22 protein-coding genes, 2 tRNA genes and 2 pseudogenes are annotated in these 25,682 nt (G+C 60.8%); 19 read left to right on the forward strand and 7 right to left on the reverse strand.

Annotation, left to right across the window (positions count from 1 at the left end; translation table 11 throughout):
• Window positions 1-74: 74 nt before the first annotated feature.
• The 5 genes from QY76_RS12030 to QY76_RS12050 are packed head-to-tail and all read left to right on the forward strand — an operon-like array spanning window position 75 to window position 4,836.
• Window positions 75-1,664 (forward strand): ABC transporter substrate-binding protein, encoded by a 1,590-nt coding sequence (locus QY76_RS12030; RefSeq protein ID WP_071844170.1) that lies wholly within the window; start codon window positions 75-77, stop codon window positions 1,662-1,664.
• Window positions 1,664-2,638: an ABC transporter permease gene (locus tag QY76_RS12035; RefSeq protein ID WP_045427597.1), complete on the forward strand. Its 975-nt coding sequence runs from the start codon at window positions 1,664-1,666 to the stop codon at window positions 2,636-2,638. The genes QY76_RS12030 and QY76_RS12035 overlap by 1 nt, the downstream gene beginning before the upstream one ends.
• The gene (locus QY76_RS12040) at window positions 2,628-3,440 is read left to right on the forward strand and encodes an ABC transporter permease (RefSeq protein ID WP_045427594.1); all 813 of its coding nucleotides are present in this window, start codon (window positions 2,628-2,630) and stop codon (window positions 3,438-3,440) included. The genes QY76_RS12035 and QY76_RS12040 overlap by 11 nt, the downstream gene beginning before the upstream one ends.
• Window positions 3,434-4,231 carry an ATP-binding cassette domain-containing protein gene (locus QY76_RS12045; RefSeq protein ID WP_034165054.1) on the forward strand — a complete coding sequence of 266 codons (798 nt, stop codon included), beginning with the start codon at window positions 3,434-3,436 and terminating at the stop codon, window positions 4,229-4,231. The genes QY76_RS12040 and QY76_RS12045 overlap by 7 nt, the downstream gene beginning before the upstream one ends.
• The gene (locus QY76_RS12050) at window positions 4,225-4,836 is read left to right on the forward strand and encodes an ATP-binding cassette domain-containing protein (protein WP_045427591.1); all 612 of its coding nucleotides are present in this window, start codon (window positions 4,225-4,227) and stop codon (window positions 4,834-4,836) included. Before QY76_RS12045 ends, QY76_RS12050 begins: the two co-directional genes overlap by 7 nt.
• A gap of 82 nt (window positions 4,837-4,918) precedes the next feature.
• Here QY76_RS12050 and QY76_RS12055 read toward each other — a convergent pair whose 3' ends face one another.
• Window positions 4,919-6,202 carry a serine/threonine protein kinase gene (locus tag QY76_RS12055; protein WP_045427588.1) on the reverse strand — a complete coding sequence of 428 codons (1,284 nt, stop codon included), beginning with the start codon at window positions 6,200-6,202 and terminating at the stop codon, window positions 4,919-4,921.
• A gap of 348 nt (window positions 6,203-6,550) precedes the next feature.
• A pseudogene (locus tag QY76_RS12060) lies at window positions 6,551-7,206 on the reverse strand (transglycosylase SLT domain-containing protein).
• Between the two features lie 165 nt (window positions 7,207-7,371).
• Here QY76_RS12060 and ghoS point away from each other — a divergent pair.
• Together ghoS and QY76_RS12070 are read left to right on the forward strand one after the other, a co-directional pair.
• Complete coding sequence (gene ghoS, locus QY76_RS12065) at window positions 7,372-7,701, forward strand: type V toxin-antitoxin system endoribonuclease antitoxin GhoS (protein WP_034165051.1); 330 nt, start codon at window positions 7,372-7,374, stop codon at window positions 7,699-7,701.
• Between the two features lie 86 nt (window positions 7,702-7,787).
• Window positions 7,788-8,666 carry a fructosamine kinase family protein gene (locus QY76_RS12070; RefSeq protein WP_034165050.1) on the forward strand — a complete coding sequence of 293 codons (879 nt, stop codon included), beginning with the start codon at window positions 7,788-7,790 and terminating at the stop codon, window positions 8,664-8,666.
• Between the two features lie 34 nt (window positions 8,667-8,700).
• Here the strand turns inward: QY76_RS12070 and QY76_RS12075 are convergent, their stop codons facing one another.
• Window positions 8,701-9,246 (reverse strand): YniB family protein, encoded by a 546-nt coding sequence (locus QY76_RS12075; protein ID WP_045427541.1) that lies wholly within the window; start codon window positions 9,244-9,246, stop codon window positions 8,701-8,703.
• A 189-nt stretch (window positions 9,247-9,435) separates the two neighbouring features.
• Between QY76_RS12075 and hxpB the strand changes: the two genes are divergently transcribed.
• The 3 genes from hxpB to QY76_RS12090 all read left to right on the forward strand — a co-directional run bounded on the left by hxpB (window position 9,436) and on the right by QY76_RS12090 (window position 12,448).
• Window positions 9,436-10,095, forward strand: coding sequence for a hexitol phosphatase HxpB (gene hxpB / locus QY76_RS12080; RefSeq protein WP_045427538.1), 660 nt, complete (start codon window positions 9,436-9,438; stop codon window positions 10,093-10,095).
• Between the two features lie 157 nt (window positions 10,096-10,252).
• Window positions 10,253-10,798 carry a metal-dependent hydrolase gene (locus QY76_RS12085; RefSeq protein WP_034165047.1) on the forward strand — a complete coding sequence of 182 codons (546 nt, stop codon included), beginning with the start codon at window positions 10,253-10,255 and terminating at the stop codon, window positions 10,796-10,798.
• A gap of 258 nt (window positions 10,799-11,056) precedes the next feature.
• Window positions 11,057-12,448, forward strand: coding sequence for an L-cystine transporter (locus tag QY76_RS12090; protein WP_034165046.1), 1,392 nt, complete (start codon window positions 11,057-11,059; stop codon window positions 12,446-12,448).
• Window positions 12,449-12,543: 95 nt separating this feature from the next.
• On the opposite strand, the gene kdgR is transcribed toward QY76_RS12090, so the two are convergent.
• Window positions 12,544-13,332, reverse strand: a complete 789-nt coding sequence (gene kdgR, locus QY76_RS12095) for a DNA-binding transcriptional regulator KdgR (RefSeq protein ID WP_034165045.1) — start codon at window positions 13,330-13,332, stop codon at window positions 12,544-12,546.
• A 191-nt stretch (window positions 13,333-13,523) separates the two neighbouring features.
• Between kdgR and QY76_RS12100 the strand changes: the two genes are divergently transcribed.
• Window positions 13,524-14,903 carry an MFS transporter gene (locus QY76_RS12100; RefSeq protein WP_034165044.1) on the forward strand — a complete coding sequence of 460 codons (1,380 nt, stop codon included), beginning with the start codon at window positions 13,524-13,526 and terminating at the stop codon, window positions 14,901-14,903.
• Between the two features lie 10 nt (window positions 14,904-14,913).
• Here QY76_RS12100 and QY76_RS12105 read toward each other — a convergent pair whose 3' ends face one another.
• On the reverse strand, window positions 14,914-15,549 hold the full coding sequence (locus tag QY76_RS12105; RefSeq protein WP_034165043.1) for a riboflavin synthase: 636 nt from the start codon (window positions 15,547-15,549) through the stop codon (window positions 14,914-14,916).
• 259 nt (window positions 15,550-15,808) lie between these two features.
• On the opposite strand from QY76_RS12105, the gene QY76_RS12110 reads away from it, so the two are divergent.
• The 3 genes from QY76_RS12110 to QY76_RS12120 all read left to right on the forward strand — a co-directional run bounded on the left by QY76_RS12110 (window position 15,809) and on the right by QY76_RS12120 (window position 17,526).
• Entirely contained in the window at window positions 15,809-17,182 is a 1,374-nt protein-coding gene (locus QY76_RS12110) for an MATE family efflux transporter (RefSeq protein ID WP_045427535.1), read from the forward strand.
• A 170-nt stretch (window positions 17,183-17,352) separates the two neighbouring features.
• Window positions 17,353-17,429: transfer RNA gene (locus QY76_RS12115), tRNA-Val, on the forward strand.
• A gap of 20 nt (window positions 17,430-17,449) precedes the next feature.
• Window positions 17,450-17,526, forward strand: a tRNA-Val gene (locus QY76_RS12120).
• A 124-nt stretch (window positions 17,527-17,650) separates the two neighbouring features.
• Here the strand turns inward: QY76_RS12120 and QY76_RS12125 are convergent.
• A complete protein-coding gene (locus tag QY76_RS12125) occupies window positions 17,651-18,028 on the reverse strand; it encodes a YgiW/YdeI family stress tolerance OB fold protein (protein ID WP_034165041.1) in 378 nt (125 codons plus the stop codon).
• A gap of 630 nt (window positions 18,029-18,658) precedes the next feature.
• Between QY76_RS12125 and QY76_RS12130 the strand changes: the two genes are divergently transcribed.
• Window positions 18,659-20,248 carry an EAL domain-containing protein gene (locus QY76_RS12130; protein WP_235439400.1) on the forward strand — a complete coding sequence of 530 codons (1,590 nt, stop codon included), beginning with the start codon at window positions 18,659-18,661 and terminating at the stop codon, window positions 20,246-20,248.
• On the opposite strand, the pseudogene QY76_RS12135 reads toward QY76_RS12130, so the two are convergent.
• Window positions 20,245-21,800 (reverse strand): annotated as a pseudogene (locus tag QY76_RS12135) (transporter associated domain-containing protein). The gene QY76_RS12130 and the pseudogene QY76_RS12135 overlap by 4 nt on opposite strands.
• Window positions 21,801-22,435: 635 nt before the next feature.
• On the opposite strand from QY76_RS12135, the gene manX reads away from it, so the two are divergent.
• From manX to QY76_RS12155, 4 genes are all read left to right on the forward strand, one after another.
• Entirely contained in the window at window positions 22,436-23,401 is a 966-nt protein-coding gene (gene manX, locus QY76_RS12140) for a PTS mannose transporter subunit IIAB (protein ID WP_034165040.1), read from the forward strand.
• Window positions 23,402-23,457: 56 nt separating this feature from the next.
• Complete coding sequence (locus QY76_RS12145; RefSeq protein ID WP_012848409.1) at window positions 23,458-24,258, forward strand: PTS mannose/fructose/sorbose transporter subunit IIC; 801 nt, start codon at window positions 23,458-23,460, stop codon at window positions 24,256-24,258.
• 17 nt (window positions 24,259-24,275) lie between these two features.
• Window positions 24,276-25,139 carry a PTS mannose transporter subunit IID gene (locus tag QY76_RS12150; protein WP_034165156.1) on the forward strand — a complete coding sequence of 288 codons (864 nt, stop codon included), beginning with the start codon at window positions 24,276-24,278 and terminating at the stop codon, window positions 25,137-25,139.
• Window positions 25,140-25,204: 65 nt separating this feature from the next.
• Entirely contained in the window at window positions 25,205-25,675 is a 471-nt protein-coding gene (locus QY76_RS12155; protein WP_034165155.1) for a DUF986 family protein, read from the forward strand.
• The last annotated feature ends 7 nt before the right edge of the window (window positions 25,676-25,682 follow it).

The raw sequence follows: 25,682 nt of genomic DNA on the forward strand, positions 1-25,682 counted from the left end.
CGATTCACCGTGCGCACATGTCGCGACAGTGACGTCGCGATGATGAAATAAACGACAAAAAGTCTGGGAATATAATGATGAATATCGGCCGAATTACACTACTCTCCTGCGCCCTCACGCTCGCCATGCAAGCCCCGTTGATGGCCGCCGGACCGGCAACGGCGTCCCACACCCTGAAAATGGCCATCGGCGCCGAGCCGACGGAAGGTTTTGACCCGATGCTAGGCTGGAGCCACGGCAGCTATTTCCTGCTGCACGCCCCCCTGCTACGCCAGAACGCCGATATGAGCTGGGGCAACCTGCTGACGGAGGCGATCAGCACCAGCGACGATGGCAAAACATGGGTACTGACCCTGAAGCCGGATCTGAAGTTCTCCGACGGCTCAGCCCTGACTGCCGAAGACGTGGTCTTTACCTACAATAAGGCGGCGCAGAGCGGCGGCAAGATCGATATGGGCAACTTCAACCAGGCGCGCGCGCTGGACGATCGCCGCGTTGAGATCACCTTGAGCGCGCCGCAGAGCACCTTTGTCAACGTGCTGGGCTCGCTGGGCATCGTTCCCAGCGACAACTACAACGCGAAAACCTTCGCCAAGCAGCCCATCGGCGCCGGCCCCTATCGCTTGGTCAGCTTTCAGCCCGGTCAGCAGCTGATCGTCGAGGCCAACCCCTACTATGCAGGGAAGAAAAACGACTTCAATCGCCTGGTCTTCGTCTTCCTGGATGAAGATAACGCCTACGCTGCCGCCCAGAGCGGACAGCTCGATCTGGTGCGCATCGCCCCCTCCATGGCCGTGGCGCCCCAGCAGAAAAACCTGAAGCTGTGGGTGCGCGACAGCGTAGAAAACCGCGGCATCGTCTTCCCCACGGTGCCCGCCGGTAAAAAAGACGCCGAAGGCAATCCGATCGGCAACGATATCACCGCCGACGTCGCGATCCGTCGCGCCATCAACTACGCCATCAACCGCCAGCAGCTGGCCGATACGCTGATGGAGGGCCACGCCATTCCGGCCTACAGCGCCGTACAGGGACTGCCGTGGCAAAATCCAGACATCGCCTTTAAGGATGGCGATCTCGCTAAAGCGAAGGCGATTCTGGATCAGGCAGGGTGGGTGCCGGGCAAAGACGGCGTACGTGAAAAGAGTGGCCAGGCCGCCCGTCTGACCCTGTGGTACGCCAGCGGCGACAGCACCCGTCGCGACATCGCCGAGGCCGTGCGCGCCATGCTGCAGCCGCTGGGGATCTCCATCACCCTGAAGTCCGGCAGCTGGGAAACCGTTGAGCGCCACATGCACGCCAACCCGACCCTGTTCGGCTGGGGTAGCCTGGATCCCATGGAGCTGTATCACCACTACAGCGGCAAAGCCGCCGGCGTGGAGTACTATAACCCCGGCTATTACAGCAATCCGGCGGTCGAACGCCATCTGCAGCAGGCGGTGGACGCCCCTGACTGGCGCAAGGCGCTGCCGTTCTGGCAGCAGGTCGAGTGGGATGGGCAGCAGGGCGCCGGCGTCCAGGGCGATGCCGCCTGGGCCTGGCTGCTGAATATTCAGCACACCTATCTGGCCAATCCCTGCGTCAACCTGGGTAAAGGCGCCCCGGAAATTCACGGCAGCTGGTCGCTGCTGAACAATCTGGATGACTGGACCTGGACCTGCCGTTAATGATGCGTCTGCTTGCCCCGCTGCTGCGGCTGGCTTTGCTTCTGGTGCTGGTGGCTGCCGGCACCTTTGTACTGCTCAGCTTTTCACCGGTCGATCCCATCCGGGCCTATATCGGTAACGATCTGCTGCACGTTCCGCCGCAGCAGTACGCCAGGATCGCCGCCCGCTGGGGGCTGGATCAGCCCCAGTGGCAACGCTTTGGCCATTGGTTTATGCGTCTGCTGCAGGGCGATCTGGGTTACTCCATGCTGTTTAACGCCCCGGTAGCCAGCGTGATCGGCGAGCGCTTTGCCACCTCGTTCTCCCTGCTCGCCGGCGCCTGGCTGCTTTCCGGCCTCTCCGGCATCGGGCTGGGCTGCCTGGCCGGGCGCTACCTGAATCGCTGGCCAGATCGACTGATCTGCCGCCTAAGCTACCTGCTCTCCTCCCTGCCGACCTTCTGGATAGCCCTGCTGCTGCTGGCGCTCTTTGCCGTGCACTGGCCGCTGCTGCCGGTATGCTGTGCCTGGGAGCCCGGCGGCAACGCCGCCAGCGCAGGCTGGTCCGAGCGGCTGCGCCATCTGGTGCTGCCGGTCTGCGCCCTCAGCCTGCTGGGGATGGGGCAAATCGCCCTGCATACCCGGGAGAAAATCGCCAGCGTCATGGCCAGTGACTTTGTCCGCTTTGCCCGCGCCCAGGGCGATCGCGGCTGGTCACTGCTGCGTAGCCAGGTGCTGCGTCACGCGATCACCCCGGCACTGTGCCTACAGTTTGCCTCTCTGGGTGAGCTGCTCGGCGGCGCCCTGCTGGCGGAGAAGGTGTTTGCCTATCCCGGACTGGGGCAGGCGACGATCGACGCCGGTCTGCGCGGCGACGTTCCCCTACTGATGGGGATCGTCCTGTTCAGTACCCTGCTGGTCTTTGTCGGCAATACCCTGGCGGCCTGGCTGATCCGCCGCATGAACCGCGCTCTGGAGCGACCCGATGCTGTATAACCCTGCCCCCACGCTGGCGCGCCTGTTTATCGCCTCATTTTTACTGCTGCTGATCGCCTGGTATGCCTATACCTCCCTGGATCAGGCGCTGGCGATCGATCTGCTAGCACGCCATCAGCCGCCCAGCGCCCTCCACTGGTTCGGAACCGACAATATGGGGCGCGATCTGTGGCTGCGCAGCTTTCAGGGCGCCCTCACCAGCCTGCAAATCGGGACCGGCGCCGCGCTGTGCAGCGGAATTATCGCGCTACTGATGGCGGCCCTATCCCAGCTGCACCCGCGCCTGGATACCCTGATGCGTCTGCTCACCGATACCATGCTCGCGCTGCCGCACCTGCTGCTGCTGATCCTGATCTGCTTTACCCTCGGTGGCGGCAAGAGCGGCGTCATCATGGCCGTCGCCCTGACGCACTGGCCGCGCCTGGCGCTGATCCTGCGCGCCGAAGCCCAGCGCATAGCGCACAGCGACTACCTGACGCTGGCCCGGCGTATCGGCAACGGCCCGGTCTACTGCTGGCGCCACCACTATCTGCCGGCCCTGCTGCCGCAGTGGCTCACCGGAACCCTGCTGATGTTCCCGCACGCCGTCCTGCACAGCGCGGCGCTCAGCTTCCTGGGCTTTGGCCTGGCGCCGCACGAACCGTCGCTGGGGCTACTGCTGGCCGATGCGCTGCGCTTTATCAGCCACGGTAACTGGTGGCTGGTACTGTTTCCCGGCCTGATGCTGCTGATGCTGGTGCTGCTGTTCGATCAGTTCGCCCGCGCCCTGCAGCGGCTGTGGCTAAGGAGTGAGTCATGCTAAGTTTTCACAACGTCACCCTGGAGGCGGCCCACTACCGCTGGTATGGCACCCGCCGCTGGTCTCCCCTGCTACAGGGAATAACCCTCGACGTCGCGCCCGGTGAACTTGTGGCGCTGGTCGGCGGCAGCGGCGAAGGCAAGAGCCTGCTACTGCAGTGTGCGCTCGACCTGCTGCCCGCCAATCTGCGCAGCCACGGCACGCTGAGCCTGGACGGAAAGCCACTCTCCGCCGACGGGCGCCGCCGCCTGCGCGGCCATACCCTGTGCTATGTCCCGCAGGGCGTCTCCGCGCTCAACCCGTTGCTCAATATCGAGCGCCATCTGCAGCGTACCCGCCATCTGGCCGGTCAGCACTGGGACGCCGAGCAGGCCAGCGCAGTGCTCCGCCAAAGCCATCTCGATCCGGCGACGGTGATGCACAGCTACCCGCGCCAGCTCTCCGGCGGTATGGCCAAGCGCGTGCTGGCCTGTCACGCCTCCCTCAGTCATGCCCGCTATATTCTGGCCGACGAAATCACCGCCTGGCTGGATGCGACGCTGGCGCACCAGCTGCTGCGCCAGCTACGGCGCCTGTGTGAGCAAGGCTGCGGCATTCTGTGGGTCACCCACGATCTGATGCTGGCGGCGCAGCACGCCGATCGCATCGTCGCCCTGCACCAGGGCCAGGTTAGCGACAGCGTCAGCAGCGCGCAGCTGCAGCGCGGCGAAATCAGTGAGCGATTAATGCGCCAGTGGCAGGCGCTGCCGGAGCGCGGCACCCTATTTTCTGATCTGGAGCGTACCCCATGCTGATCTGCCAGGATTTAACCGTCCACCAGGGGGGAAAGTGCCTGTGGCAAGGGCTGGAGCTCAGCCTGCGTCCGGGAGAGCGCCTGGGGATCAGCGCGCCGAGCGGCTTTGGCAAAACCACCCTGGGACGGGTATTGGCCGGATGGCAAAAAGCGACCAGCGGGACGCTGCAGGCGGACGGGGAGCCGCTGCCGCGGCGCGGCTACTGCCCGGTACAACTGGTTCCCCAGCACCCGGAGCTGACCTTTAACCCCTGGCGCAGCACCGGCGCCGCCCTGCACGATGCCTGGCGTCCCGATGCGACGGCGCTAAAGCGCCTGCATATCCAGCCCCACTGGCTACAGCGAAAGCCGAGCCAGTTGTCCGGCGGCGAGCTGGCCCGTATCGCCCTGCTGCGGGCGCTGGACCCACGCACCCGCTACCTAATAGCCGATGAGATCACCGCGCAGCTGGATCCGGCGATCCAGCGCGATATCTGGCGCTATCTGCTACAGGAGAGCCAGATCCGTCCGCTGGGCATGATCATCTTCAGCCATCAGCAGGCGTTGCTGGATCAGGTCTGTACCCGGATCATCACGCTGCCGCAGCGAGCGACGGCAACGGCCTAGCCGCATCGGCGCCCTGCCGATGACACAACGCCCGCGCAATGCGGGCGTTGTGCTTTCTGATATTCGCGCGCTTAACCCGACGTTACAGCAGGCTGTACACCAGCGCGGAGAGCGCGATCAGCCCCATCAACAGCACAAAGGGGTTGCTGGGCGAACGGTACTTGCGCATCGCGGGAATGCGATGAATGGCGTACATGGGCAAAATAAACAGGATCACCGCAATCAGCGGCCCGCTGACCGTCTCAATAATGTGCAGCGCGCTCGGGTTCTGGTAGGTCACCAGCCAGGTCACGAGAAACAGCACGATCGCCGCAATACGGTTGGTCACCTGAGAGGAGACAGAGCATCCCACGCTGCGAAATACGCCGTCGATCAGGCTGGTGGCCCCCTCCGTTACCCCCAGCGAAGTACCCAGATAGGACTTGGACATCGCGAGGATCGCCATCACCGGCCCCAGATAGGCAATCAGCGGGTTGGAGAAACGGTTGGCCAGGCTCGACAGCACGGTAATATTCTGCTCCCTCGCGGCCAGCATATCCGCGTGGGATAGGCTCATCACACAGCTGAAGACGAAGAACAGAATGCTGACGCAGATCATGATGTAGCTGTAGCGCATAATGCGCGCGCAGCGGCGCTCCGCCTGCTCGCCGTACAGCTGACGCTGACTGGAGGCAAACGAGGAGATGATCGGCGCATGGCTAAACGAGAATACCATCACCGGCACCGCCAGCCACAGCGAGCGCCACAGCGCGGGATCGCGCAGCGAGGTCTGTCCCAGCCCGGAGAAAAAATGCGCGGGCTGCCAATACGGGATCAGGTACAGCGAGATCCCCATTAAAAACAGGATCAGCGGAAATACCAGCACCCCCATGGCGGCCACGATGGTCTCCCGCCCCGTGCGCAGGACCAGCGCCAGCAGGGCGACCACGCCAAAGCTCAGCCACAGGCGCGGCGGCGGCGTCACATGAAACTGATTGATTAAAAAGCTCTCCAGCGCATTGGCAATGGAGATGCTGTAAACCAGCACGATGGGGAAGAATGCCAGCAAATACAGCACCATGATTCCCTTGCCTGCCAGCGTGCCAAAGTGCTCCTCTGCCACATCGGTAATATCGCCATCGCGGCGGCTGCCGGACAACACTAGACGGCACAGCGCCCGATGGGGCAAATAGGTCAGCGGGTAAGCCAGCAGCGCCATCAGGATCAGCACCAGCGGCCCGTTTAGGCCAGCGTTAATCGGTAAAAACAGCGTCCCCGCCCCCACGGCGGTGGCATACAGTCCAAACATCCAGACAGTATCATTTTTATTCCAGCGGGACAGCCGCGTACCGGCGTTTTGCCCGACATCAGTGGAAAGTACGGTCATTAATTCGTCATACCTTGTTTATACGGACGATAGGCTCATGCAGACATCCTGTTCTGCCCGGAACACTGCCCCCCTGCCGACGCGGCATTACCTTGGTAGCAGGCGTGTTATCCCAGCGGCATTGACACAGCAAATGCGGAGGTAATACGGCAACGAGCGAAGGGTGGCAGAATAAGTGCGGGTGCAATGATATAAAATTTTGCGGGAGAAGTCACAAAAAGCAGGTTTTATAGCATAAAAAACCATCTCCCGAGGCAACCCAAACGGTTTCCTCGGGAGGTTCAGGGGGATGACTGTGGTTAACCTACTACCGAACCGGGGCTAACCACAGTCAGGACTGAGCCTGAATTAACGCGCCATGGCCAGATAGGCGGTATTGACTTTCCACAGATAGCGCGGTGCCTGAGCGGCCGGGTGACGCTTCTGAATATATTGGTAAAACTGCTTTGGCGTCATACGGTTAATTTTGGCAATTGCCGTATCGCGATCGCGGGAGAAGGTCCGCAGCATCGCACCGGCTCCGTTGGCATAGGCCACAATCATCGCATAACGCATGGTCTCGGGATTGGTGATCCCGGCCAGCTGCTGGTTCTTCAAAATATTCAGATAGGCGGTACCCAGGTCAATATTGACCGCCGGATCCTTCAGCTCGCGGGTGGTCGGCTGACCGTAGCGCCCTTTCTTGCGATAGGCATCACGCCCGGCGGTCGAGGGCTTTAGCTGCATCAGGCCGATCGCGTTGGAGCGGCTCACCGCCCGGGGATCGCCGCCCGACTCCACCTGAATGATCGCCTTGATCAGGGTCTCATCCACATTGTAGGTGTTGGCCGCGCTGCGGATATAGGTCGAGAACTCGCCGTCATCCGCCAGATCCATATCGGCCGCATCGCGTAAGAACCCCCGCAATGCTGATTAAGCGTTACTTTGGCTGGCGCCGGCGTATGCTGTTTGGCACATCCGGCCAGCAGCAGCACAGCCAACATACAACCGAGTCGAATCTTCACCGTCACGACACCTCTACTTTTGTGCGTAAAAATTGAATTGGGGAATGGTGCCAGAAAAAAAAGGGGCGTGGCTAGCTGATTTTTACGCTTTGTTGCTCCTTTCACCTTTTTGCACACATTTTTAGTCTATTCTTGAGGAGATTCGCAGATCCTCTGAGGTATGCCATGAGTCAATCCACTGTTGCCTGCTATATCGTCCGCTTTACGGCGCTGCCCAGCGACGACGCGGCGCGCACCGAGCTGCGTCACGCGCTGCAGCATGCCGGCTTCGCCACCACGGTGGCCGATGCCGACGGCATTCCCCACCGTCTCGCGACCGACTGCTATGCCCTGACCAGCGTGCAGGAAAAGTCAGACGTCGAACGTCTGGCGCAGGCGCTGGGGCAGCAGGCGCTGGGGCAGATGCCCCAGGCAGAGGCACTGCTGTGCGACGAATACTTTACGGCGCTGCGTCAGGCCCGGGCGACGGCCCGCGGTCACGGCCATAACGCCTGAACGCACTACTCCGTCCGGTTATCCTGGCGCCGCGTCGCTCGCTGGCGCGGTCAATCGTCTCTCCGCTCACGTCGAGGGGGTAAACCATGTGGCAAGCCGTAAGCCGTCTGTTAACCAGCCATTTCAACGAAACCTTCACACTGCGTGAGCGCCAGGAGCTCCCCGGCGGGGCCGTGCACCGGGCCTGGCGGATCGGCGACGGAGAGCGCAACGTGTTCGTCAAATGCGATACGCCCGACCTCCTACACAGCTTTCAGGCCGAGGCCGACCAACTGGCGCTGCTGGCGCGCAGCGGCACGGTGCGAACGCCGGAGGTCTACGGCGTAGGCAGCACGCGCGACGCAAGCTTTTTGCTGCTGGAGTACCTGCCGGTACGCCCCCTCGATGCCCACCATGCCTACCTGCTGGGACAACAGCTAGCGCGTCTGCACCGCTGGAGCGAGCAGCCGCAGTTTGGCCTGGATACGGATAACCTGCTGGCGACATCGCCCCAGCCCAACGCCTGGCAGCGGCGCTGGGCCACTTTCTTTGCCGAACAGCGCATCGGCTGGCAGCTGCAGCTGGCGGCCGAGAAAGGGATCACCTTTGGCGATATCGATGAGATCGTCGAACGCGTGCGCCGTCGTCTGCAGGATCATCAGCCGCAGCCGTCGCTGCTGCACGGCGATCTGTGGCCGGACAACATGGGACTCAGCGCGCAGGGTCCCGTGCTGTTTGACCCCGCCTGCTATTGGGGCGACCGCGAATGCGATCTGGCGATGCTGCCGCACTTTCCACAGCTGCCGCCGCAGATTTACGATGGCTATCAGAGCGTCTGGCCGCTGCCCGCCGACTTTATCGCCCGCCAGCCTGTCTATCAGCTTTACCACCGGCTGAATCAGTGCAATCTGTACGGCGGATCGCACCTGGCCCAGGCCGAAAAAGCGCTCGAGGCTCTGGTGCAAGAAGCACCGGCATCGCCTTGACCGGCGCGCCCGATCGACGCCGAGCGCGATCGGGCTACGCCATCCCCAGCAGATGCAGCGCCAGGTAGCCTAACGCCAGAATAATCAGCGGTAGCAGATAGAGCGGGAAGATCTGCAGCAGAATGGTATGGCGCGGGATCACAATGCGCTGCTCCAACTGGGTGCGGGTTTGTCCGGTCTCCCCTTTGGCCCGCTCGAGGATCAGGTGATCCTCCAGCCCCTCGCGGATATGGCGAACCTGGCGGCTCATGCGTGCGCCGGAGGTGCACAGCGCCATGCCGACAAAAATCATCCAGTAAATCACGAGAAACAGCAGATTGGCGCCGCTCAGCCCCGCGTCCCAGCGCGGCAACGGCGAGTGCTGCCAGAAAAAATCCAAAAACGTCGTATTAAAACGCACCATGTCGATCATGACATGCATAAAATCCAACATTACCGCATTGATGTCCTGCTGCTTTTCACTGTGCTGGTACAGAAAGCCCAGCAGCGAAATCAGCGTCGACAGCAACGCGGGAATGAACACTATCCAGCCCAAAAGACGCTTGGCGACCGCCACCCAGCCGGCCTGTTGATAGGTCATAAACTCCCCTTAACGCTCTGCAAATTCTCAATAACCGTGCGCAGTCTACGTGCCCGCGTTCGGCGACGCAATCCATCCCCTGCGCGATATGGACATTACCATTCCCGCCACATCATCTGCTTAAACAAAAGAATAGTGAATGATACAGTAACCGTCCTGACTTTCTGTCTGTCACCGCAAGGAGCCCTCATGAGTACCGGACGTATTACCAGCGCCATTTTCGACATGGATGGACTATTGATCGATTCAGAACCGCTGTGGCTGCGCGGTGAGCTGGAGGTGTTCAGTCAGCTAGGGCTGAACGTACACGACGATGTGCCGGAAACCCTGGGGCTGCGCATCGACCAGGTCGTGCGGATATGGTATCAGCGCCAGCCTTGGCAGGGACCCAGCCAGCAGGTGGTCTGCCAGCGCATTCTCGATCGAGTGCTGGAGCTGGTGCGGGAGACCCGTCCGCTGCTGCCGGGCGTCGTCAGCGCGCTGCAGCTGTGCCGCGCCCACGACCTGCGCATCGGGTTAGCCTCGGCCTCCCCCCTCGCGATGCTGCGGGAGGTGCTCTCCATGTTTCAGTTGGAGGCGTACTTCGACCATCTGACCTCTGCCGAACACCTGCCGTACAGTAAGCCGCATCCCGAGGTCTATCTGCGCGCGGCGCAGGCGCTGGGTAGCGATCCGCTGGACTGTGTGACGCTGGAGGACTCCTTTAATGGCATGATCGCCACCAAGGCGGCGCGTATGCGCTCCATCGTCGTCCCCGCCGCCGCCTGCTTTGACGATCCGCGCTGGGCGCTCGCCGACGTGAAGCTAGCCTCGCTGACCCAGCTGAAGGAGCGCGATCTGCAGCCCTGACCCCCGGCGCGGCACGGGGCCGTACCGAACCGCACAGAAAGGCCCCGTTTCTGTATGTTTATACAGCAAACGCGCAAGGGTGACGCTGTCACCTATTGCAGAATTGTCTGACTGATATAATCTGGATAAATCCACAGTATTCAGATTAGGCACTATCATGACGGCGGAAGGCCACCTTCTCTTTTCTGTCGCCTGCATTATCATGGCGAAAAAGGCCGAGCTGACGCCGGTACTGGCGCACGGCGACTGGTGGCATATGATCCCAGGCGCCCTGCTGACCAGCCTGCTGCCGGACATCGACCATCCCCGCTCACTGCTCGGCCAACGTCTGCGCTGGATTTCCGCGCCGATAGCCCGGGCGTTCGGACACCGGGGATTCACCCACAGCCTGCTGGCCGTCGCCGGCGCGCTTTACCTGCTCAACAATGAGTGGCCCAGCGACGCCTGGGGGATCCCGGCCGACGCCCTGCAGGCCATGATCATCGGCTATCTCAGCCACCTGCTGGCCGACATGCTCACCCCGGCCGGCGTGCCGCTGCTGTGGCCGATCCGCTGGCGCTTTCGCCTGCCGCTGCTGGTCACCCGCCAGGGCAATCAGCTCGAGCGGGTGCTGTGTCTGGCGCTGGTGGGATTCTCTCTCTACTGGCAGGGCAGCCTGATGCCGCTGATGGAATGGTTACGCCATCACTCCGCCTACTGGTAATGTCGGCCTCTCCCGACGCAGCCACAGCATGCGGACAGTCACACTGCGCACGGCACGCTGCAGAAAATTCCGAAAATATTGTTATATTTAATTCCATTCAATTCTAAAGCAGGACGTCAGAGTACTGATATTCTGTCGTGCATAACGGCGGCATCACAAGTTGTCGCCCTTAATAATGACAATAACGGGTCACGCCTTTACTGCTGACGCCCCATGGCGCAGCCGGGAAGATGGCCCGAGACTGAAGAGGATTTTGGGATGAATCTATCGCTTACCGGCAACGTCGTCGCGTTTGTCGCCCTGCTGCTGCTGCTGGCCCGCTCACGCCACACCCGCTGGAGTCTGTCGAAAAAGGTCTTGGTGGGGTTGGTAATCGGGGTACTGTTCGGACTGGCGCTACAGCTGATCTATGGCGCCGACAGCCCGGTGCTGAAACACTCGATCGCCTGGTTCAACATCGTCGGTAACGGCTATGTTCAGCTGCTGCAAATGATCGTGATGCCGCTGGTGTTCATCTCGATCCTCAGCGCCGTGGTAAAGCTGCACAATGCCGCCTCGCTGGGCAAGATCAGCCTGCTGGCCATCGGTACCCTGCTGTTGACCACCCTGATCGCCGCACTGGTTGGCGTTGGCGTAACCGATCTGTTCGGCCTGACCGCCAACGGACTGATTCAGGGGGGCCAGGAGAGTGCCCGGCTGCAGCTGCTGCAGGGCAGCTATGCCGGTAAGGTCGCCGATCTGACGGTGCCGCAGCTGGTCCTCTCTTTCATACCTAAAAACCCTTTTGCGGAGCTGACCGGCGCCAACCCCACCTCGATCATCAGCGTGGTGATCTTTGCCGCCATTCTCGGTACTGCCGCGCTGCAGCTGCTCAAAGACGATGCCGAGCGGGGGTCGCGGGTCGTACAGGGCATCGATACCCTGCAGGCGCTGGTGATGAAGCTGGTGCGTCAGGTGATGAAGCTGACGCCTTACGGGGTACTTGCGCTGATGACCAAGGTCGTCGCCAGTTCTAACCTGCAGGACATCATTAAGCTGGGTGGCTTTGTCGTCGCCTCCTACCTGGGTCTGGCGATCATGTTCATGGTCCACGCGCTGATCCTCTCGCTGGTCGGCATCAACCCGCTGCGTTTTTTCCGCAAGGTGTGGCCGGTACTGACCTTTGCCTTTACCAGCCGATCCAGCGCCGCCAGCATTCCGCTCAACGTTGAGGCGCAGACGCGCCGCATCGGCATTCCCGATGCCATCGCCAGCTTCTCCGCCTCGTTTGGCGCCACCATTGGCCAGAACGGCTGCGCCGGGCTCTACCCCGCCATGCTGGCGGTGATGGTCGCCCCCACCGTCGGGATCAACCCGTTTGACCCGCTCTGGATAGCCACGCTGGTCGGGGTAGTCACCATCAGCTCTGCCGGGGTTGCCGGCGTGGGCGGTGGTGCTACCTTCGCCGCCCTGATCGTCCTGCCGGCGATGGGGCTGCCGGTCACGCTGGTTGCGCTGCTGATCTCCGTTGAGCCGCTGATCGATATGGGCCGAACCGCCCTCAACGTCAACGGCGCCATGACGGCCGGCGCCGTTACCAGCCAGCTGTTGCGCCAGACCGATCGCCAGATCTTTGACGCACCGGAAGAGGCCGACCTCTCCCGCCACTGATCCCCGTCCTGCGACCGCTCGTACGACAGCGGGGGCCATAGGCCCCCGCGCTTTCCACTCTCCGCTGACGCGCGGGCCGCCGGATGGCGGCCCGCTCAGAACGGATAGTCGTGACAGCCCATCTGCTCAGAGATCCGCCGCGCCGCCCTGTGCAGCATCGCCACGTACTCCTGCTTCGCCGCCTCTGAAAAGCGCAGCGTTGGGAACGAAATGCTTAGCCCCGCCACGACCACGCCAAAGCGATCGAATACCGGCACGGCGATGCAGCGTAGCCCCTCCTCCTGCTCTTCGTTGTCTTCGCCATAGCCCTGGGCGCGCACCTGCTCCAGCGCTTGCATCAGCTGCGCGGCGTCGGCGATGGTACGCGGGGTGCTGCGGGTAAATTCAATCTGACTGACCAGCGCTCCGACCTCGGCGCGATCGCGCCAGGCCAGCAGTACCTTACCTATGGCGGTGCTGTGCAGCGGATTGCGGCGCCCGATGCGGGAATACATGCGCAGGTTGTACATCGAGTCAATCTTGTGGATATACACGATGCCGTCTTCGTCCAGCGCTCCCAGGTGGATAGTCTCTTTCGTCAGACGCGACAGCTCACGCATTTCAATGTCCGCCAGGCGGATCAGATCCACGTTCTGCAGCGCGTGGGCCCCCAGCTCGAACAGCTTCAGCGTCAGGGTATACTTTTCTGTCCCGCTGTCCTGCGCCACATAGCCCAGCGACTTCATGGTCTGCAGAAAACGGTAGACGGTGCTCTTGGACATCAGCACGCGCTGGGAGAGCTCGGTGATACCGATTTCGCGCTCCTCGCTCAGCGCCTGCAGAATGCCAAAAACTTTAAGGACAGAGGAAACGGCGTCGGGCTGTTTATCTATTTCTGTTGTCATGGAGTCGGGTTACCCTTATCAAAAAAAACGAACCTCTGTTTCAGTATAGTAGGAACACTCCCTGAATAACAGCCGGATACGTTGCTGCAACCGCGTGACAATCAAGGCGATGCAAAGATTGCCAGCGCGCGCTTTTACGCGCACAGTGAGATCCATCATAACAACCAACTATATCCACGGACACGCCCGCTATGACTCCAAGCCTCAGCGATGGGCTGCCGCCGCGCCAGCGCTATGGCGCCATGCTGGCCATCGCGCTGGGTATCGCTATTGCCGTGCTGGATGGCGCTATCGCTAACGTCGCGCTGCCGAGCATCGCCCGCGATTTGCACGCCAGCGCGGCGGATGCCATCTGGATCGTCAACGCCTATCAACTGGCGGTGACGGTGTCACTCCTTTCGCTGGCGGCCCTGGGCGAACGCATTGGCTATCGACGCATCTTTCTCAGCGGCTGCCTGCTGTTCAGCCTGACCTCGCTGGCCTGCGCCCTCTCCGACTCCCTGCTGACCCTGACCCTTTCTCGCGTACTGCAGGGGTTTGCCGCCGCCGCGCTGATGAGCGTCAATAGCGCGCTGATACGCCTGATCTACCCTCAGCATCAGCTGGGGCGCGGTATGGGATTAAACGCGCTGGTGGTTGCCGTCTCCTCCGCCGCCGGCCCGACGATCGCCGCCGCCGTGCTGGCCCTGGGCGACTGGCCGTGGCTGTTCGCCATCAATATCCCCTTCGGCCTGGCCGCCTGGCTGATTGGCCGGCGCACGCTGCCACGCAATCCGCCTGCCGCGGCTCGCCCTCCCTTCGATCGCCAGAGTGCCCTGCTCAACGCCCTGACCTTCGGTCTGCTGCTCTCCCTGATCAGTGGACTGGCGCAGCATCAGTCGCCCGCGCTGCTGTGGCTGGAGCTGGTCGCCCTACTATGCAGCGCGACGCTGCTGATTCGGCGCGAACGTCGGCAGCCGCAGCCGCTACTGCCGATCGATCTGATGCGCATTCCCATTTTTACCCTCTCCATCACCACCTCCATCTGCTCCTTCTGTGCGCAAATGCTGGCGCTGGTCTCACTGCCGTTCTTTCTACAGCGTACGCTGGGCTATGGCGAGGTGATGACCGGCCTGCTGCTGACGCCCTGGCCGCTGGCCACCATGGTGATGGCCCCCCTCTCGGGGCGCCTGGTTGAGCGGTTCAATGCCGGTCTGCTGGGCTGCGTGGGAATGGCGCTCACCGGCGTGGGCCTGCTGGCGCTGGCGCTGCTGCCGGCCCAGCCAGACAGCGCGGCCATTATCTGGCGTATGGCGCTGTGCGGCGCCGGCTTCGGCCTGTTTCAATCGCCGAACAACCACACCATGATCGCCTCGGCGCCGCGTCAGCGCAGCGGGGGCGCCAGCGGCATGTTGGGCACCGCCCGCCTGTTTGGCCAGACCCTGGGCGCCGCGCTGGTCGCGCTGATGTTTAACTGGCTGGGGGATGACGGGGGAACCCACGGCGCCCTGCTGCTGGGCGCCGTCTGCGCTGCGCTGGCCGCGGCGGTCAGCATGATGCGCACCCGCGGACTCACCCACGCAGAGCGCTAGCCCGCGAAGCTCAGGCCGGCTGGGCGCCGTCAACGGCGGCGCGGCTGGCCAGCACCCGCTCAACGGTATCGACGACCGCCTGCGTCTGCGGATCGATCTCAATGTTCACCCGATCGCCCAGGCGCTTATCACCCAACGTGGTACGCAGCAGGGTCTCCGGGATCAGATGTACACAGAAACGGTTCTTGCTCACCTCACCGAGGGTCAGACTGATGCCGTCGATGCCGATAAACCCTTTATGCAGCACATATTTCATCATCTCGCTATCGCTGATGCGAAACCAAATCTGGCGGTTGTGCTCTGAGCTGAGGATTTTGACGATCTCCGCCATGCCCATAACATGACCGGACATCAAATGGCCGCCGATCTCATCATTAAACTTAGCCGCCCGCTCCAGGTTGACCCGATCGCCCACCCGCAGGCTTCCCAGATTCGTCACCCGCAGCGTCTCTTTCATCAGATCGAAGCTGACCCGATCGCCTTCAATCCCGGTGACGGTCAGGCACACGCCGTTATGGGCCACCGAGGCGCCCAGCGCCAATCCCGGCAGCATCTCCGGCGGCAGCTGTACTACGTGGGTACGGAAATTGGGTTTTTCATCGATCGCCACCACCGGCGCGGTGCCCTGAACAATACCGGTAAACATAATGCCTTCCTCTATGAGATATTCCGTTAGGATCACTGTCTGTGAGTTTGCCCTAAATCACTCGCAAACCAAAGTATTACGCTATAAAACACCCTTATATACGCACCCGACTCAACATTCTACCTGTGCATATTTCCATATCGCCAACAAGTCGGTAGAATCACCCGTTCGTCCCCCTTATTGCAAGCGACCCACCATGGTGTGCCGTGGGGATAGGCGCATCCCTATTTTGTGTCACAAAAACCATAAAGGTGTATCCGTGCAGAAGTATTGGCGCGAAGCGCGTAGTTTATTGGCGTTGGCTATTCCCGTTATCATTGCCCAGATTGCCCAAACGGCAATGGGCTTTGTCGATACCATCATGGCCGGGAGCGTCAGCGCTACCGATATGGCCGCGGTGGCCGTCGGCACCTCTATCTGGCTGCCGACCATCCTGTTTGGCCACGGCCTGCTGCTGGCCCTGACGCCGGTCATTGCCCAGCTCAACGGCGCAGGCAAACGGCCCAGCATCCCCCACCAAGTCAACCAGGGCTTCTGGCTGGTGGCCGGGCTTTCCGTACTGATCATCGCCGTCCTGTATAATGCCGGACACATCATCAACATGATGGACAATATCGATCCGCTGCTGGCCGACAAGGCTATCGGCTATCTGCACGCGATTATGTGGGGGGCGCCAGGGTATCTCTGTTTTCAGGTGCTGCGCGGGCTGTGCGAAGGGCTGAACAAGACCAAGCCGGGGATGGTCATCGGCTTCGTCGGTCTCCTGATCAACATTCCGGTCAACTACATTTTTATCTACGGTAAATTCGGTGCTCCGGCGCTGGGCGGCGTCGGCTGCGGCGTCGCTACCGCCAGCGTCTACTGGATCATGTACCTGCTGATGCGCAGCTACGTCGCCCGTGCGCCGTCGCTGAAGGATGTCCGTCGATCACGCGCGTTTGAGGCGGCCGACTGGGCCACGCTCCGCCGCCTGATCGCCATCGGGATGCCTATCGCCCTGGCGCTGTTTTTCGAGGTCACCCTGTTCGCCGTGGTCGCCCTGCTGGTCTCTCCGCTGGGGATCGTGGCGGTCGCCGGGCACCAGATCGCGCTGAACTTCAGCTCGCTGATGTTTGTGCTGCCCATGTCGCTGGGCGTCGCGGCCACCATCCGCGTCGGCTATCGCCTGGGGCAAGGCTCGACGGAGGACGCCCGCGTCTCGGCGCGCACCGCGATCGCGGTGGGAATGGCGATGGCCGCCTGCACCGCCATTTTTACTATCGTCCTGCGCAAGCCCATCGCCCTGCTGTATAACGACGATATCCAGGTGCTCGCCATGGCGACCCACCTGATGCTGTTGGCTGCGCTGTATCAAATCTCCGACTCCGTACAGGTGATCGGCAGCGGCGTGCTGCGCGGCTACAAGGATACCCGCTCCATCTTCTTCATTACCTTTATCGCCTACTGGCTGCTGGGGCTGCCGATCGGATATCTGCTGGCGCTGACCAATCGGGTTACCCCGGCCATGGGGCCGAGCGGCTTTTGGATCGGGTTTATCATCGGGCTGACCTCCTCGGCCATCATGATGGCGCTGCGCATCCGCTGGCTACAGCGCCAGCCGGAAAGCTGGATCCTACAGCGCGCCGCACGCTGAGCGCGAAAAATACCCGCAGGAGCGGCGCGACGGCGCCGCTTTTTTCACCGCGCTGCGCACTCTGTCAGCAATCGTGTGAATTTCTGGGAAAAAAGTGATAATCCCCCCTTGCCAGCCCGGCCATGTGCCGCTAATATTCGTCCCCGTCGTCAGCCACGACGACACCGGATGCGTCCGTAGCTCAGTTGGTTAGAGCACCACCTTGACATGGTGGGGGTCGGTAGTTCGAGTCTACTCGGACGCACCATTTCACAGTATGCGCTCAGTGCGTCCGTAGCTCAGTTGGTTAGAGCACCACCTTGACATGGTGGGGGTCGGTAGTTCGAGTCTACTCGGACGCACCATTTCTCTTTCGCCTTATATTCCCTAGCGTCATCAGCCCCGATCGCCAACGTCCGTGACGTCGCGCAGCCACGCCCACGCGAGAGAGAGCCCATGACCGGGACGCGCCCGGCCATGGACTGCGCCTCAGTCGAGACGAATCGCGACGGTATACAGCTTCACCCCATTAAACTCTTTGACGATGCGCCCCTGCACGCTGACCCGCTGCTGCGGCGTCACCACCCGGCCAGCCCAGGCGCTGGCGGGAACGATCAGCGTCATGGCGCCGCTGTCATCGCGGAAGCGGTAGTCCTCGCCTCCCAGCGCCTGAACAATGTTCCCACGCAGCTGCACCATCTGCCCCTCATCGATCACCGTCGACTTCTGCACCTGACTGACCGTCATGACATTCTGCTGATGCGGGCCATCAAAACCGCCGCCCAACGAGGTCTGCGGCGGCGTACTACAGGCGGCCAAACCCGCCACCGACAGCGCCAGGATCGCCGCCTTTACTGCATTATTCATATCACCACTCCTTATCCACTCGGTATGCGGTCCGCCGCAGCCATGCTGAGCTGCGCCTGTGTGGACCTGATTTATATCTATTTGTTTATCCAGATTATTATATCAAAGTATCCTATCGTTTCACCTTAGGCAACCGCCCCGCGGGCGGCGCGCAGAAAAATCCCAGCGCAGATAGACATTCCGGTTATTCTGAAACGCCAAAATAACGCCTTTGCGTACGGGGCAACGGCGCAAGTGCGTAAAAACAACGCCCATCCTCCCGACAACGGCGCGATCTACAGTCCACTCAAAATGTAAAAATTGGGCTTTATCCTAATTATACGCCATTGGACAGCGCCATTATTGCTGGCTGACGGTAAATATAGATACCATGAGGATGGTCGGACAACATGGCTTAGTCGACTGAGTTATTATCTTATGAATTATTTGGATACGCGATAATATCGGGCCGTTATGGCGGGCCAGCTTATCGCGCTGCTGGTGCGGAGCGCCGCCCGTCTGCCGTTGGCCCGTGCCACGCCAAGCCGCAGCGTGCCGCCGCCCGTTAGCAATAGTCGATCACTCGCGGATACTGCACAGCTTAAGGGCGCCATGATGCTTTTTTCACCTATCACGATGAAACGCTATCGTTTGTATCGTGCCCTACTGGCTATCACCATCGGCGCACTCGTCTGTATCGTTTCCCTCGCCAGCCGCTATCAGCAGGAGCTGGCAACGGTGCAGCAGATGCAACGCAACGCCGCCGCGATTGCCATTACGCAGTTGGAAAGGATCCTATCCCGCGCCGAAGCCGTCAGTAAAAATAATATCGACTGGGTAAATCAGCGCTGCGAAGAAATCAGTCCGCACCTGACCAGCATGGCGATACACCTGGAAACGATCCGCGCCGTGTTGCTGGTGAAGGATGGCATAGTGACCTGCTCCAATCTGATCAATCAGCCGATCAAGTCGCTGCGGGCCATTTACCCCGAGATGCTATCGGCCAAAGATACGCTGGTTCTGCGGGCGGCGCGCTTGCTTAACCGCGGCAGCCCTATCCTGCTGTTCTGGCGACCGGATCTGGCCAGTCCTACCAGCGGCATGGTGTATATTTTTAATATTGCCACCCTCTCCGCCTTTATCCTGGCGCCGCGTCCGCCCTATGTCGACTATATGGCCCTGAATGTGGCCGGCCACACGCTGCGCTTCAACGATACGCGGATACGGACGCCGACCGACGCCGCGGATGCCGAGACGCCGCCGCGCCTGGAGCTGCACTCTAGTCGCTACCCGTTCTCGATCTCGCTGTTCTCCCCCGCCGCGCGCGATCTGGCGCTGCAGCGCCTGCCGCGCCATATCCCATTGGCGCTGCTGCTGTTCCTGCTGGCATCGATCCTCACCTATCTGGCATCGGCCAATCGTATGAGCCTGGCTTATCCGATCGCCCAGGCGATCCGACGCCGTCAGTTTCAACTGTACTGTCAGCCCATCATCCACACGGAAAGCGGCCGCTGCGAGGGAGTGGAGATCCTGCTGCGCTGGTATAATCCGCGCCATGGCTGGACCTCGCCGGAGATCTTCATTCCCCTGGCCGAGCAGAATGGGCTTATCGTTCCGCTAACTCGCTACCTGCTGGAAATGCTGGCGGCGCAGCGCCACCATTTTCCAAACGATCGCGATTTTTACTTCAGTATTAACGTTGCGGCAGAGCATTTCGCCCACGGCAAACTGGCCCTGGATATCCAGAATCTGTGGCTGCGCCACCGGCCCCGACAGCGCCTGATGCTAGAGCTGACGGAGCGCACCCGCCTGTCCAGCCAGGACTACCCACAGCTGCATATCCTGCGTGAAATGGGGCTGTCCCTGGCGCTGGATGACTTTGGCACCGGTCACAGTTCGCTGAGCTACCTGCAGGATCTGCAGCCTGAAATGCTGAAAATCGATCGCGCCTTTTGCGCGACCATCGGCAGCGACGCGATTAATGCCAGGGTCTTAGATCTGATGATCGATCTGGCGCACCAGCTACGGCTACGCCTGGTCATGGAGGGCGTCGAACAGCCACAGCAGGCCGACTATCTGCGCCAGCGACAGGTTTACGCCATGCAGGGATATCTCTTCGCCCGGCCGATGCCGCTGCGGGATTTCCCAGACTGGCATGCCCACTACCAGAGGCGGTGCGACGATTCGACGCAGGCGGCGCACGGCGCGGGAGAGTACGCCCGCGCCCCGGCACAAACTTAGACGGACGGATCCGGCGCGCAGCCGACGCGCTCTACCTGAACCCGTTCGATGCGGTACTCTTCGACCTCGACGACGGTAAAGCGCAGGCCGTTCAGCGTCAGCGCCGCCCCCACCGCCGGCATCCGGTCAAAATGCGCCAGCAGCAGCCCGGCCAGCGAGGCATATTGCGTACCGCTGCCCAGCACCAGCCCGTGAACGTCCAGCGTCTGCTCTAGGGTGTGCAGATCGGTGCTGCCTTTGACCAACCACCCCGGCTCATTGCTCACGATATCCGGCGTCTCGTCCTCATCCGGGAACTCACCGGCGATGGCCTCCAGCACATCCAGCGGCGTCACCAGCCCTTGAACGACGCCAAATTCATCGCTGACCATCACCAGCCGCCCCCTCGCCTGACGCAGCACATCCAGCACGTTGATCACGTCCAGGCTCTCGAGTACAACGATCGGCGTATGCTGGGCCGCAAACTCGGCCAGCGGCGTATTCTGCTTCAGCGCCATCAGCAGATCTTTCGCCCGCACCACGCCCAGCAGGTGATCCAACGATCCCTCGCACACCGGGAACAGGCTGTGCGGCGTCTCCATCAGCTGGCGACGGATCTCATCCGCCGGCTGGCGGCAGTCGATCCACGAGATTTCATTACGCGGCGTCATGATCGTACGCAGCGAGCGCGAGGCCAGGGTGAGCACCCCGCTAATCATATAGCGCTCCTCGGCGGCAAAGGCGCCCGCTGCGCCCGGCACCAGCGCCACATCCGCCTGCGCCGCCGCGCCTTCCCCGCGACCGTCGCCCATCAGGCGCATAATGGCCTCGGCGGTGCGCTGGCGCATCGGCCTGCGCTGCTCATGGCGCAGATAATTCCGCCGGGCTATCTGGTTGAACATTTCGATCAGGATCGAGAAGCCAATCGCCGCATACAGGTATCCTTTGGGAATATGCAGACCAAAGCCTTCGGCCATCAGCCCCAGCCCGATCATCAGCAGAAAGCTCAGGCACAGCACCACCACGGTGGGATGAGCGTTAACGAAACGCGTCAGCCTCTTCGAGGCCAGCAGCATGATCGCCATCGCGATCACCACCGCCAGCATCATCACCGCCAGGTGCTCGACCATCCCGACCGCCGTGATCACCGCATCCAGTGAAAACACGGCGTCGAGAATGACGATCTGCGCCACCACCGACCAAAAGCTGGCATAGCCTTTATGGCTGACCTCGTGCACCCGCCCTTCTAGGCGTTCATGCAGCTCCATGGTGGCCTTAAACAGCAGGAACAAGCCCCCAGCAGCAGGATCATATCGCGCCCGGAGAAGGTAAACATGGCGATACTGAACAGCGGGCGGGTCAGCGTCACCATCCATGAGATCAGCGATAGCAGCGCCAAGCGCATGATCAGCGCCAAGCCGAGCCCAATCAGCCGGGCCTGGTCACGCTGCTGCGGTGGCACCTTATCGGCCAGAATGGCGACAAACACCAGGTTATCGATGCCCAGGACAATTTCCAGCACCACCAGCGTCAGCAGGCCGGCCCAGATAGAGGGATCCAGTAACAGTTCCATCATGGGTTATCCTGCCCCCGTCAGCGCACCGGCGATCGGGCCGGATGACAACAGGCTGCAGCACAGGCGTAAAGCAGGCCAAGGCACGCGCCGCGCGCCCCCTGCAGGAGTGGCAGAACATGGGCGACGCCCAGCGCGAAAAAAGGAATGGAAAGAAAGCGGGATGGTAAAACGGCGTCGGTGACGATCCATAGGTCGGGTTGAACCCAATACTCCTCATATTAATCAGGCCGCCTACTGTAGCAAGAAATCCACAGAATAACCAAGGGGAAGCCCGGCAACATTCCTCTTTCATCCCGCGGCAAAATCGTAAAATCAAATGTACAAAAAAGCGCCATCACGGCTACATTTGTTCACGTCATGTACCAATTAACGATGGGCGTCACATAAAAATTTTTTTTACTGACTAAAATAAATCCTGCTGAAACCGATTGAAGGCGATACCTGAATCGATTCATAAAACTAAGTGATTGATTTGGAATGGCTGAATCTTACGTCCGTAAGATCAAAGAAATTTCAGCGAGCAGTGACTCGACATGGATGTTTCGTTAAACAGTTCGTATCTTTAATTGCATACGGTACGCCGTGTTTATTTTACGGCGTGAAAGTATCAAGGAAAGCAGAGGAGGTAGCGAGTGAGTATTGCTATTATGATCGGTACTCACGGGGCCGCGGCGGAGCAGTTGCTAAAAACCGCCGAGATGTTGTTGGGCGAACAAAGTAACGTTGGCTTTATCGACTTCGTGCCCGGTGAGAATGCCGAGACCCTGATCGAAAAATACAGTCAGAAACTGGCGCAAATGGATACCGGCGAAGGGGTACTCTTCCTGGTGGACACCTGGGGCGGCAGCCCGTTCAACGCGGCCAGCCGGATCGTATTGGACAAAGAGCACTATGACGTGATCACCGGCGTCAACGTACCGATGCTGGTCGAAACCTTCATGGCCCGCGACGATAACCCTACGTTTGATGATCTGGTCGCCTTGGCCCTGGAAACCGGGCGTGAAGGCGTGCGCGCGCTGCGTGCCAAAGAGGAGGCCCCTGCTGCCAGCGCACCGAAAGCAGCTGCGCCGGTACAGGCGAAACCTGCTGCGCCGCTGAACCCGGAGGATCACATGAAGATCGGCCTGGCGCGTATTGACGATCGTCTGATCCACGGCCAGGTTGCCACCCGCTGGACCAAGGAAACCGGCGTCTCCCGCATCATCGTCGTCAGTGATGAGGTCGCCAACGACCACGTTCGCTCTACCCTGCTTAAGCAGGTGGCGCCGCCGGGCGTGACCGCCCACGTCGTCGATGTAGCCAAGATGATCCGCGTCTACAATAACCCGAAATACGCCAACGATCGCGTGATGCTGCTGTTTACCAACCCGGCCGATGTCGAGCGTCTGGTGGAGAACGGCGTCAAGATCACCACGGTGAACATCGGTGGTATGGCATTCCGCCAGGGGAAAACCCAGGTCAATAATGCCGTCTCCGTCGATGAAACGGATATCGAGGCCTTCAAAAAGCTGGATGCCCGCGGCATTGAGCTGGAGGTTCGCAAGGTATCCAACGATCCGCGTCTGAAGATGATGGACCTTATCAGTAAAATGAACTGATATGCCGTAAGGCATTGATTTAACTAACTCAGCTCTTTGGTCAAAGGAGAAGTACAATGGAGATTACCACTCTTCAGATTGTGCTGATATTTATCGTGGCATGTATTGCGGGGATGGGTTCTATCCTCGATGAGTTTCAGTTCCACCGTCCGCTGGTCGCCTGTACCCTGATCGGTATCGTACTCGGCGATATGAAGACCGGCATCATCATCGGGGGTACCCTGGAGATGATCGCCCTGGGCTGGATGAACATCGGCGCTGCCGTCGCACCCGATGCCGCCCTGGCCTCCATCATCTCGACCATCCTGGTCATCGCCGGTGGACAGAGCATCGGCGCCGGTATCGCGCTGGCGATCCCGCTGGCCGCCGCCGGTCAGGTGTTGACCATCATCGTACGTACCATCACCGTAGGCTTCCAGCACGCGGCTGACGGCGCCGCTGAGCGTGGGGATCTGCGCGCCATCTCTTACCTGCACTGCTCCGCCCTGCTGCTGCAGGCAATGCGCATCGCCATCCCGGCCGTTATCGTTGCCGTCTCCGTCGGTACCGATGCCGTTCACTCCATGCTGAGCGCCATTCCTGAGGTCGTCACCACTGGTTTGGGTATCGCCGGCGGTATGATCGTCGTCGTCGGTTACGCCATGGTCATCAACATGATGCGTGCCGGCTACCTGATGCCGTTCTTCTACCTGGGCTTTGTCACCGCCGCGTTCACCAACTTCAACCTGGTTGCACTGGGTGTGTTGGGTCTGGTCATGGCCATCCTGTATATCCAGCTCAGCCCGAAATACAACAAGGCGCAGGTGGTACAGTCCGCTGCCAACGGCAATAACGATCTCGACAACGAACTGGACTAAGAGAGAAGGTGAGAAAAATGGTTGATACGACTTCATCTGTAACCCCGACTCAGGGTGAGAAGAGGCTGACCGCCGGCGATATTCGCGGTGTATTCCTGCGCTCTAACCTTTTCCAGGGCTCATGGAACTTCGAACGTATGCAGGCGCTGGGTTTCTGTTTCTCCATGGTGCCAGTGATCCGTCGCCTGTACCCGGAGAACAGCGAAGAGCGCCGCCAGGCGATCCGTCGCCATCTGGAGTTCTTTAACACCCAGCCGTTCGTCGCGGCGCCGGTCCTCGGCGTCACCATGGCGATGGAAGAAGAGCGCGCCAACGGCGCACCGATCGACGATGCCGCGATCAACGGTATCAAGGTCGGTCTGATGGGGCCGCTGGCCGGCGTCGGTGACCCGATCTTCTGGGGTACCGTCCGTCCGGTCTTCGCCGCCCTCGGCGCCGGTATCGCAATGACCGGTAGCCTGCTGGGCCCGATCCTGTTCTTCGTGCTGTTTAACCTGGTGCGTCTGCTGGTTCGTTACTACGGCGTCGCCTACGGCTATAAGAAAGGGGTCGATATCGTTTCCGATATGGGCGGCGGCTTCCTGCAGAAACTGACGGAAGGGGCGTCTATCCTCGGCCTGTTTGTCATGGGGGCCTTGGTCAACAAGTGGACCCACGTCAACATTCCGCTGGTGGTCTCCAAGGTGACCAACCAAGAGGGTCACACCACCGTCACCACGGTCCAGAATATTCTGGACCAGCTGATGCCGGGCCTGGTGCCGCTGCTGCTGACCTTTGGCTGTATGTGGCTGCTGCGCCGCAAGGTGAACGCCCTGTGGATCATCGTGGGCTTCTTCTTTATCGGTATCTTCGGTTACTGGATCGGCCTGCTCGGTCAGTAATCTCCCCAGCACCGGACGGCCCAAGCCGTCCGGTGCCGTTTTACCCCCAGCCTGCGGAGTTGTTCATGTCTTTAACCGATATCGCCCTGTTGGTCTTTATCGTGCTGTTTCTGCTGTACGCTATCTATGACGAAGCCATTATGCCGCGCCAACGCAGCGCGACCCTGCTGCGGGTGAACCTGAAGCGGCGCAATAAGGCCGATAGCCTGATCTTTATCGGGCTGCTGGCGATCCTGGCCTACCGCAACATCAGCGATCAGGGCGCCCCCTTTACCACCTGGCTATTGGCGACCCTCATGGTGGTCGCCATCTACACTTTTTACCTGCGCTGGCCCAAGCTGCTGTTTAAACAGCAGGGGTTCTACTATGGCAACGTGTTTATCGACTACGCCCGCATCCGTGGTATGAACCTGTCCGAAGATGGCTTTCTGGTCATCGACCTGGAAAAGCGGCGTCTGCTGATCCAGGTGGCCAACCTAGACTCGCTGGACGAGATCTTTAAGTTTATGCTGGAGCACCAGCAGAAGCCCGCGTAGGGAAGCC

This window comes from Edwardsiella sp. EA181011 (assembly GCF_000800725.1).
Taxonomy (GTDB): domain Bacteria; phylum Pseudomonadota; class Gammaproteobacteria; order Enterobacterales; family Enterobacteriaceae; genus Edwardsiella; species Edwardsiella anguillarum.